Origin of the sequence: Kitasatospora sp. NPDC004799 (genome assembly GCF_040609095.1) — a bacterium.
GTDB lineage: Bacteria > Actinomycetota > Actinomycetes > Streptomycetales > Streptomycetaceae > Kitasatospora.
Genome location: NZ_JBEXJK010000311.1, coordinates 1 through 9753 on the forward strand (window position 1 = coordinate 1; position 9753 = coordinate 9753).

Sequence of the window (9753 nt, forward strand, 5' to 3'; positions counted from 1 at the left end):
GGAGACGCAGAGAACTCCGCCGCTTCGCGGCTCCGGACCAAGGATGCATTCCCTCCCCGGCTAAAGCCGGGGATACCCTGCAAGATCAGGGATGGTGGCGACCTGGGTGAACGCCGTCAGGGCGCCCTTGGAGACGGCGACCGGCGTCGGCGAACCGCTCGCGGTGAACGGGACCACGGTACCGACGTCGAGGTCCTCCAGGATGTCGGTGATGCTGCCGACCGTGCCGCGCACGACCACGGCGAAGCGGTTGGACCCGTCGATGCACTTGGCGATGTACGCCATGTTGGCGTCGTCCGGACTCAGCGCGACCCAGGCCAGCTGCCAACTGGCCTGGGTAGCCAGCCAGATGGCGGTCAGCTGCTGCGCGATGCCGGCCGCCACCCGCCACGTCTGCTCGTCCCGGGTCTCCCCCGACGGTCGCGGGGTCGCCGCGGTGGCCGCGAGCGCCGACAGCGTCATGCAGACCTGGGACGGGGCCGGATTGGCCATGATCACTCCTGGGGTGCGCACCGAACCGTGGATGGACCGGCGACCGTACGCGCCCGGCCCGCGGTCCGGGTGCCCGCCCCGTCCTGGGACACCCGGACGGCCGACCGGGTTCAGGCTCGCGGACCAACCTCGGGCTCCTCGGGTGCGGACCGGGACCGTGACCGCTCTGCGGCTCGCCCGCCGGCGTGCGCGGTCACGTGCTTGGCCGTGGTCCCGCGGCGGCGCATGATCGTGCGCATGGAGAAACCCCACCTCGCCCACGCCCCCGCCGCCTACGCCTACGCCTGCATGATCGTCCGCAGGCCCGCCGAGGAGGCGTTCCGGGCGTTCGCCGATCCGGCCGTCACCTCCCGGTTCTGGTACAGCAGGAGCAGCGGGCCGATGGTGGCGGGGGCCGAGCTGCGGTGGGACTGGGAGACCTACGGGGCCTCGGCCGACGTCCGGGTCGAGGAGGTGCGGGAAGGGCGCCTGATCCGGTTCGGGTGGGGCAACTCCGGGCAGCCGACCACGGTCGAGCTGACGTTCACCCCGCGCACGGCGGGGGCCGTGTTCGTCGAGGCCACCGAGACCGGTTTCCAGGGCTCGGCGGAGGACGCCGTCCGCTGGGTGAACGACACCGTCGGCGGTTTCACCACCGCGCTGTGCGCGCTGAAGGCCCTGCTCGAGCACGGCATCGAGCTCAACGCCGTCCCCGACCACCACCCGGCCTGACCGGCTTCCGCCGTCGCGGCGGCCGGTCGGGCCGGGTGGGGGGCAGGGCCGGGTGGGGCGTCAGGGCCGGGCGGCCCCGTTGTAGGCGTCGAGCGGGGCGCGGGCCTCCTCGAAGAGGGCCGGGCCGTCCTGGGGCACCGTCGGCCAGGCGCCCGACGGCGGGTTGAGTGCGACGAGTTGCTCGGTGGAGAGGGCGAAGACGACCCGGCCGATGCCGGAGCGGACGATCCCGCCGGCGCACATCGAGCAGGGCTGGCAGCTGGTGTACAGGGTGGTGCGGGCGGCCGCGTCCGGGTCGAGTTCGCGGGCCGCCCAGCGGGCGAGCTTCAGTTCCGGGTGGGCGGTGATGTCGTCGTCGCGCCGTACCGTGTTGTGGGCCTCGGCGAGGATCTCGCCGTCCGGGCCGGCCAGCAGGGAGCCGTACGGGGCGTCGCCCAGGGTCACGGCGCGGGCCGCGATGCGGACGGCGCGCCGCAGGAGGGTCTCGTCGGCGGTGGTGATCACGATGCGTTCCTCCAGTGCGTGGTCACGGTGGCGAGTGCCCGCCAGGCCGCGTCGGGCCGGCGGGTCTCCTCCGGGTCTCCGTGGTAGGGGTCCAGGACGACGGTGTCCGCGCCCAGCAGCCGGAGCTGGTGGAGGTCGTCGAGGATCTGTTCGAGCGTCCCGACCCCGGCGGGCCGCTCGGGGCCGGTGACCGGTGCGTCGGTGATCCGCAGGGCGATCCGGGGCGCGAAGGCCGGCAGCCGGTGCCGCGTCAGGACCGAGCGCATCTCGGGGACGGAGAGCCGCAGCGGGTGCCAGGCGTCGCCGAACCGGACCGCGCGCCGGAGGGCCGCCTCGCTGTGGCCGCCGACCCAGACCGGTACCGCGGCGGTGCCCGCGCCGGCCTCCGGATGCCAGGCCTCCCGCAGGGCGGCCAGGCACTCGTCGGTCAGCCGGCCACGCGCGGTGAACGGCACGCCGAGCGCGTCGAACTCCTGGCGTGCCCAGCCGACACCCACGCCGAGGACGAAGCGGCCGCCGCTGAGCCGGTCGAGGTTGGCGGCCATCCGGGCCACCAGCAGCGGATGCCGGTAGGGCAGGACGAGCACGGTCGTGCCCAGCCGCAGCCTCGTGGTGAGGCCGGCCAGCCAGGACAGCGCGGTGAACGGCTCGTAGAACGGTTCCGGGTACCGCTGGGCCACGTCGGGGGTGACGGCCACGTGGTCCGACACCATGAGGAGGTCGAAGCCGAGGCCCTCTGCGGTGCGCGCCCATGCACGCAGCACGCCGGGATCGGTCCCGGGCCCGAAGTTCGGTACGTTGACGCCGAGTTGCATGCGCCGAGGCTATCCCGGTGATCACCGGGGACGGAACGGGATCTTCCCGGTGATCGCGGTGTTCTGCCGTGGTTCTGCCGGTAGAGTCGCGGCATGGCCGTGAATCTTGACGACGTCGACTGGGCGATCATCGGACAGCTGCAACGGGAGGCCCGCCTCTCCCTCAGCGAGTTGGGGCGGCGGGTGAACCTCAGCCCGTCGGCCACCACGGAACGGGTGCGGAACCTGGAGTCGCTGGGCGTCATCACCGGCTACCACGCCACGGTCGACCTGGCCAAGGTCGGCTACCCCGTGCTCGCCGTCGTCCGGCTGAAGTACCCGGGCAACCGCCACCAGCCCCTGCGCCGGCTGCTCACCGAGCGGCCGGAGATCCTGGAGTGCCTGCGCACCACCGGCGACGACTGCTACACCCTGAAGGTGGCCGCGACCTCGATGGAGCACCTGGAGACGCTCGTGGACGAGCTGGCCGGCTTCGGCAGCACGACCACGAGCGTCGTCTACAGCCAGACGCTGCCCCGGCGCGGACCCGGCCGGCCCTGACCGCCGACCGACCGGGTGCCGTGCACCGGCCCTCAGCCGGCCGTCGCGGTCCGCACGATCTTGACGACGACCAGGACCGTCGCCGTCAGCAGGTAGCCGCGCAGGGCGCCCATTGCCGATCCTGTATCCGGTGGAGACCACCGGCCTGGCGAGGGCTTCCAGCGGGGGCATCCGCCACGTCTCGCGGCCGGTGCGGTCGATCGGGTCCTCCTCGGTGCCGGTGCGGCGGCGGGTGAAGGCGTACCCGGCGGCGAGGACCCCGGCGACACCGCAGACCGCCATGATCGTGAGGATCGCGTCCGCGCTGATGTCCGGGAACAGGACGGCGGCGGTCAGCACCACGGACAGCGCGACCAGGACGCCCACGACGGCCGCGGTGAAGGCGTTGGTCCTCGGGCCGTTGACCCAGGGGCCGAGGACCTCCCGGTCGTTGCACAGCAGGAGCAGGAAGACGCTCGCGGAGGGCAGCAGCACGCCGGCCAGGGTCTGCACGCCCTCGGTCAGCAGGCCCAGCGGGGACCCGGGGACCAGGACGACGGCGGCGGCGACGGCCACCAGCCCGGCGTAGACGGCGTAGAAGCCCTTGGCGCCGCCGACGCCGCGGTGCAGCGAGTGCTTCAGGCCGAGCACGTCGCCGACCGCGTACGCGGTCGACAGGGAGACGGCGAACGCGCCGATGATCGAGGCGTCCAGCAGCGCGACGGCGAACAGCGCCCCGGCGAGCCTGCCGGCGTGGGCGGCGATGCCGTGGGCGACGCCCGCGCTGTCGGTGAACCGCCCGACGCCGTCGGTGCCGGCGAACGCGGCGGCGGTCATGCCCATCAGGGCACCGGCGCCGATCACGACCACCGCGATGCCGATGACCAGGTCGGCCTTCTCGTACGCCAGGAAGCGCGGGGTGATCCGCTTGTCGATGACGTAGGACTGCTGGAAGAACAGCTGCCAGGGGGCGACGGTCGTACCGACGATCGCGATGATCAGCAGCATGACCGAGGCCGACTCACCGCTGCCGCCCGGGACGGCGGGCACCACGAAGTCGTGGGCCAGCTGCGCGGTCCTCGGGTGCACGATGGCGTAGAGCGGCACCAGCAGCAGCGAGCCCGCGCACAGGGCCATCGCGATCCGCTCGAACCGCCGGAAGGAGCCGGTGAACGCCGAGGCGATGATGATCCCGGCCGCCAGGACCACGGACAGCGCCTTGGGCAGGCCGAGGTAGCCGGCCGCGAGCGTGATGCCGATGAACTCGGTCACCAGCGTCAGCGCGTTCAGCAGGAACAGGTCGATCACCGAGAAGGCGCCCCAGAACCTGCCGTACCGCTCCAGGATCAGCCGGGCGTGGCCGACGCCGGTGACCGCGCCGAGGCGCAGGACCATCTCCTGGTTGACGTACAGGACGGGGACGAGGAGCAGGAGCGTCCACAGCAGGTGGGTGCCGTAGTTCTGGCCGGCCTGGCCGTAGGTGGCGAACGCGCCGGCGTCGTTGTCGCCGACCATCACGATCAGGCCGGGCCCGATGATCGCCAGCAGCGTCCGCAGCCGGGCGGAGAGCCCCTGGCGCGGGGCGGTGTCGTCCAGGCGGACGGTGCCGAGCGCACCCTTGATGTCACCGCGGTGGGCGTCGTCCAGCACCGCCGTACGGGGTGCTGGAGCCTGCGGGTCGAGCATCATGTCGGTCATGACGTGCCTCCCGACCCCCTGCGGGCAGGGGGCGGTTCGGGGGCGCGCGGCAGCGATCCCCGGCGAACGGGCGCACCACGACGAGCCGCGACGGCGTCAGGCCGTGCGGAGGTGACGGTGCGTCAGGTGAACGCGCAGGGAAGGTCGTTACCGCGTGCCGGAGGTGTACGAGAGCATGCGGGGGTAGGGGCTACTGTGGCCCGGACTACTGCAGTCCAATGTCTCTCGCCTCCTCCCGGCCGGGACGCACACGGGTGCGCCGCATCGACACGGCAAGGAGCGGACCGGCCCGCGGAAACCGCCGCGGACCGGCACACCCCAACTCGTCAGAGCTTTGGCACTTCACGGCGTGATCCCCGCGCGGGGGAAGCCACTTGGGATCAACCCTTAGGTCGGGAAGATCTGTCCTGAACCTGGGCGTCTCTCGACGTCGTCGGGTCAGTGGCCTGTGTCCGTGAAGACGCCTCACCGAACGAGGTGCCTTCTTCAAACCTCGACAAGCCTAGACCCACCCGACCGTCACACCGACCGCGTTTGCCCAAGCTTGACCCGCCGGGGCCGGACTGTGAGCGGCGCCACGCGCCCGCGGGGGCACGGCGCCCGTCAGGCCCGGCCGGTGACCGGCCGGACGTCGATGACCGCCATGCCCGCCGCCCGGGCGGCCTCGATGCCCTCGTCGCTGTCCTCGTACACCAGGCACCGGCCGGGCGGGACGGCCAGGGCGTCCGCGGCCGTCAGGAAGATGTCGGGGGCTGGCTTGCCGCGCCGGACGTCGTCGCGGGTGACCAGGGCGGTGAAGAGCCCCCGGTACGGGAGGTGGCGCAGGGTCGTCTCGATGACCAGGCGGGTTCCGCCGGAGGCCACCGCCATCGGGAGCCTGCCGTGGTGGGCGTGCACCACCTCGGCGACCTGCGGGTGGACCCGGATCGCGGCCGCGTCCGCCAGGAAGCGCCGGTCCCGGTCCGCGACGATCTCCTCGGCCGGGAGGTCCGGCCGGGTTCCGGGCGTCTGCGCGAGCGTCCGGACCAGGTCGGCGGAGGAGAGCCCGGTCCGGGCGTCGAACCACTCCTGGTCGAGCGTCACCCCGTACGGGGCCAAGGCGTCGGCCATGGCCCGGTAGTTGGCGTACTGGCTGTCGACGAGGGTGCCGTCCCAGTCGAAGAGCAGGGCTTCGGCACGGCCCGGGTGGAGTTCGGGGAGCAAGGTGGCGGTCGCCTTCCTGGTGGTGGGCACCGGGTGCCCGGACGGTTCCATGGCCGACGGTGTCACACCCGGACCGTCTCCGTCCGCGTGTCGGCCAGTGCGGTGCCCTTCGTCTCGGGCATCCACCGGGCCAGGGCGAGGGCCGCGGCCAGCGTCACACCGGCGTAGATCGCGAACGCCCCGCCCAGGGACACCGTCCGGACCAGCGGCAGGAACGTCATCGCGACGACGAAGTCCGCCGCCCAGTGCGCCGCCGTGGCCAGGCTCATCAGCGCGCCACGGGCGCGCTGCGGGTAGATCTCCGCGATGAAGACCCAGAAGACCGGAGCGGGGCCGACCGCGCCCGCGACGATGAACGCGCACAGCAGCAGCGCGGTGGCGCCGCCCCGCCCGTCGGACCACTGCGTGGCGGCGATCCCGGCGGCCGCGGCGGCCATCGCGGCGAGCCCGCCCAGCATGAGGGGTCGTCGGCCGCCGCGGTCGAGCAGGGCGATCGTCACGAGCGTGGAGAGGACGTTGCAGACGCCGACCAGGACGGCCCCCAGGACGCCGCCGGAGGGCGTGAGCCCCGAGCTCGCGAGGATCGTCGGGGCGTAGTAGATGGCGGTGTTGAGGCCGGTGAGGTGGACGAGGACGGCGATGCCCACCCCGAGCGCCACCCGCCCGGGCCCGGCCTCGACGAGCGCGGCCTGCAGTCCGGTTCCGCCGCCCGGGCCCGCGGCGGACGTCTCCCCCGGCGGGGCGGGCGGCAGGCCGAGCGCGGCGGCCGCCGTACGGGCCCGCTCCCGGTGGCCCGCGCCCGCCAGCCAGGACGGTGACTCGGGCACCCCGGCCATGCCGGCCAGCAGGGCGACCGCCGGTACCAGCCCCACCGCGAGCATCTGGCGCCAGGAGCCGCCGGACTGCAGGGCGTAGGAGACCGCGTAGGCGAGCAGCAGGCCGAGGGTGATCATCAGCTGGTTGAGGGTCACCAGCGCGCCGCGGCGGGCGGGCGGAGCGATCTCCGCGATGTAGAGCGGCACCGCGAAGGAGAGCGCGCCGAGGGCCAGGCCCACCAGGAACCGGCCGAGCACGAGCACCTCCGGGCCGGTCGCCGCCGCGGACAGGCCCGTGCCGAGGGCGAACACCGCGGCGGCGGCGGCGATCACCGGTCGGCGGCCGAACCGGTCGGCGAACCGGCCGCTGGTGGGCGCGGTGAGCGCGGCGCCGAGCAGCGCCGCGGACACCACCGCCCCCTGGGTCCACGCGGACAGCCCGTACCGCTCGCCGACCAGCGGCAGGACCCCGGCGATCCCGCCGGTGCCGTAGCCGAAGAGCAGGCCGCCGATGGACGGGATCAGGACCGGCAGGACCCGGCCGCGCGGGCCGGTCATGCCGGGACCGGGCCGGAACCGGCCTGGTCGTCGGCCGTCGCCACCGGCGTGCCGCCCGCCGCCGCGGACCGCACCAGGGCCGCGCCGACGCGCGCGGCACGGCGGGAGGCGGCGATCGGGTACGGGGCCGGGCGGCCCTCGGCCACCGCGCGGGCGAAGGCCTCCACCTGCCGCTGGTAGTGGTCGACGGCCGGCACCGTCTCGGTCCGGACGTCCTCCGCCGTCCGGACGGTGACGACACCGTCCTCCCCGGACATCGCCCACGCGTTGCGGACGCTGATCGTGCCGCGGGTGCCCTGCAGTTCGTACCAGGCGCGCGGCCCGTAGTCGATGCCGTAGTCCACGACGGCCGCGCGGCCGTCCCCGAAGTCCATCCAGGCGGTGGCGCTGGTGTCCACCTCGTCCCCGGCGCGGTGGCCGAACCTCGCGCAGACGCGCTCGGGCGCCCGGCCGAAGAAGAGCTGCGGCACGTCGACGGCGTAGCAGCCGACGTCCCAGGTCGCCCCGCCGCCGAGGGCCGGGTCGAGCCTGATGTTGTCGCTGCCGCCGGGGATCTCGAACGCGAACGAGGCCCGGACGAGGCGCAGTTCGCCGATCGCGCCGGAGGCGAGCAGCTCCGCGGCCCGGTGCTGCTGCGGGTGGAAGCGGTACATGAACGCCTCCATCGCGAGGCGCGAGGCGGCCGCCGCGGCCTGCTCGATCCGCCGCACGCCGCTCTCGCCCAGCGCCATCGGCTTCTCGACCAGGACGTGTTTGCCGGCCGCCAGCGCCCACACCGTCCAGTCCACGTGGTCGGTGTTCGGGAGGGCGATGTAGACGACGTCGACGTCCGGGTCGGCGACCAGCGCGGCGTAGTCCTCGTGCGCGGTCGCGCCGTACGGCTTCGCCACCTCGACGGCCCGCGCGTGCCGTCCCGGGCGGCTGGCGACGGCGGTCAGGGCGCAGCCCTCGGTCCGGGCGATCGCGGGCAGCAGGTGGCCGCTGATGTAGGCGGTCGCGCCGAGGGCGCCCCACCGCAGCTCGGCGCCGAGCGGACGGGTCGGCGGCCTGGTCGGCGGACGGGAAGGGGTGGACCGGGTCATGCGGTGGCCTCCTGGAGGAAGTCGGCGGCGCGCTCGGCGATCGCGGCCACGGCGGCGTGGATGTTTCCGGTGATCATGCTCGGGATGACGGAGGCGTCGGCCACCCGCAGCCCGGCCACCCCCCGCACCCTCAACTGCGGGTCGACGACGGCCCGTTCGTCGCCGTCCGGGCCGAACCGGCAGCTGCCGACCGGGTGGAACTGGGTCTGGGCGTTGGCGCGGACGAACTCCACCAGCTCCGCGGGGCCGGCCAGCGGGGCGGGCAGCGGGGTGGACCGCAGCGAGCCGAGCGGCTCGGTGGCGGCGATCTCCTGGGCCAGTCGCACCCCTTCGACCAGGGTGTCGAGGTCGGCCGGGTCGTCGAGGTAGGCGGGGTCGATCAGCGGGTGTCCCAGCGGATCGGCGGGGTCGAGGGCGAGCCTGCCGCGGCTGCGCGGGCGGGTGAGCGCCGGGGCGATGGTGAAGCCCCAGCCGAGCCGCGAGGCGTTGTTCAGGTCCTTCATGGGCGCGAAGGAGAGCTGGATGTCCGGCGCGGGGGAATCCGGCAGGACGGTGACGAAGCCGCCGGCCTCGCCGAGGTTGGAACGGTCGGCGACCGGGTGCCCCGTCACGGTGTCGTACGCCAGCGAGACCTGGACGTGGTCGTGCAGGTCGCCTCCGACGCCCGGCAGGTCGACCGTGGACGCGATGCCGAGCGCCGCGAGCTCGTCGGCCGGGCCGATCCCGCTGAGCAGCAGGAGCTGGGGGCTGGCCACCGTACCGGCGCAGAGCACGACCTCGCCGTTCGCGCCGATGGTGCGGACCGCTCCGCCGTGCCGGACCCTGATGCCCCGGGCCCGGCCGCCGGCGACCTCGATCCGCAGCACGGTGGCGTCGGTCAGCACGGTCAGGTTCGGCCGGTCCAGCACGGGGCGCAGGTGGGTGAAGGCGGTGTTGGCGCGCCGGGCGGGCGCCTGCGGGGTGCCCGCGGTGACGGTCGTGCGGTACAGGCCGACGCCCTCCTGGGCGGCGCCGTTGAAGTCGGGGTTGGCCGGCAGGCCGGCCTTCTGGGCCGCGGCGACGAACGCCGCGGCGAACGGGTGGGGCTCGGTGTTCTCGGCGATCGGGACGGTCCCGGGCGCGGCGATCGGGACGGTCCCGGGCGCGGCGATCGGGACGGTCCCGGGCGCGGCCGCCCCCGCCGGGGCCTCCAACCGTTCCAGGTACGGGAGGAAGGCGGCGGCGGTCCACCGGTCGCCGCCCCAGCGGCTCCAGGCGTCGAAGTCGGAGGCGGCGCCGCGGATGTGCACCATCGCGTTGATCGCGCCGGAGCCGCCCAGCACCCGCCCGCGCGGCCACGCCAGGCGCCGGCCGTTC

General features: G+C 74.4%; 9 protein-coding genes, 1 pseudogene and 1 riboswitch. Of the genes and pseudogenes, 2 read left to right on the top strand and 8 right to left on the bottom strand.

Annotated elements, in window-relative coordinates; all coding sequences use genetic code 11:
* Positions 1-60 precede the first annotated feature (60 nt).
* Complete coding sequence (locus ABZW03_RS29950) at positions 61-492, bottom strand: hypothetical protein (RefSeq protein WP_355265020.1); 432 nt, start codon at positions 490-492, stop codon at positions 61-63.
* A gap of 237 nt (positions 493-729) precedes the next feature.
* Between ABZW03_RS29950 and ABZW03_RS29955 the strand changes: the two genes are divergently transcribed.
* A complete protein-coding gene (locus tag ABZW03_RS29955; RefSeq protein ID WP_355265022.1) occupies positions 730-1203 on the top strand; it encodes an SRPBCC family protein in 474 nt (157 codons plus the stop codon).
* A 60-nt stretch (positions 1204-1263) separates the two neighbouring features.
* Here ABZW03_RS29955 and ABZW03_RS29960 read toward each other — a convergent pair whose 3' ends face one another.
* Complete coding sequence (locus ABZW03_RS29960; protein WP_355265025.1) at positions 1264-1707, bottom strand: nucleoside deaminase; 444 nt, start codon at positions 1705-1707, stop codon at positions 1264-1266.
* Positions 1704-2522 carry an LLM class flavin-dependent oxidoreductase gene (locus tag ABZW03_RS29965; protein ID WP_355265028.1) on the bottom strand — a complete coding sequence of 273 codons (819 nt, stop codon included), beginning with the start codon at positions 2520-2522 and terminating at the stop codon, positions 1704-1706. The genes ABZW03_RS29960 and ABZW03_RS29965 overlap by 4 nt, the downstream gene beginning before the upstream one ends.
* Before the next feature lie 93 nt (positions 2523-2615).
* Between ABZW03_RS29965 and ABZW03_RS29970 the strand changes: the two genes are divergently transcribed.
* On the top strand, positions 2616-3062 hold the full coding sequence (locus tag ABZW03_RS29970) for an Lrp/AsnC family transcriptional regulator (protein WP_355265031.1): 447 nt from the start codon (positions 2616-2618) through the stop codon (positions 3060-3062).
* Between the two features lie 32 nt (positions 3063-3094).
* On the opposite strand, the pseudogene ABZW03_RS29975 reads toward ABZW03_RS29970, so the two are convergent.
* The 5 genes and pseudogenes from ABZW03_RS29975 to ABZW03_RS29995 form a co-directional block, all read right to left on the bottom strand.
* Positions 3095-4739, bottom strand: a pseudogene (locus tag ABZW03_RS29975) (NRAMP family divalent metal transporter).
* A gap of 310 nt (positions 4740-5049) precedes the next feature.
* A riboswitch (M-box (ykoK) riboswitch) is annotated at positions 5050-5223 on the bottom strand.
* 119 nt (positions 5224-5342) lie between these two features.
* Positions 5343-5993 (bottom strand): HAD family phosphatase, encoded by a 651-nt coding sequence (locus ABZW03_RS29980; protein ID WP_355265034.1) that lies wholly within the window; start codon positions 5991-5993, stop codon positions 5343-5345.
* 11 nt (positions 5994-6004) lie between these two features.
* Positions 6005-7315, bottom strand: a complete 1311-nt coding sequence (locus tag ABZW03_RS29985) for a sugar porter family MFS transporter (RefSeq protein WP_355265037.1) — start codon at positions 7313-7315, stop codon at positions 6005-6007.
* Positions 7312-8397 carry a Gfo/Idh/MocA family oxidoreductase gene (locus ABZW03_RS29990; protein WP_355265040.1) on the bottom strand — a complete coding sequence of 362 codons (1086 nt, stop codon included), beginning with the start codon at positions 8395-8397 and terminating at the stop codon, positions 7312-7314. The genes ABZW03_RS29985 and ABZW03_RS29990 overlap by 4 nt, the downstream gene beginning before the upstream one ends.
* Positions 8394-9753 (bottom strand): GMC oxidoreductase (locus ABZW03_RS29995; protein ID WP_355265043.1); only part of this gene is annotated, 1360 nt, incomplete at its 5' end. The genes ABZW03_RS29995 and ABZW03_RS29990, both read right to left, overlap by 4 nt.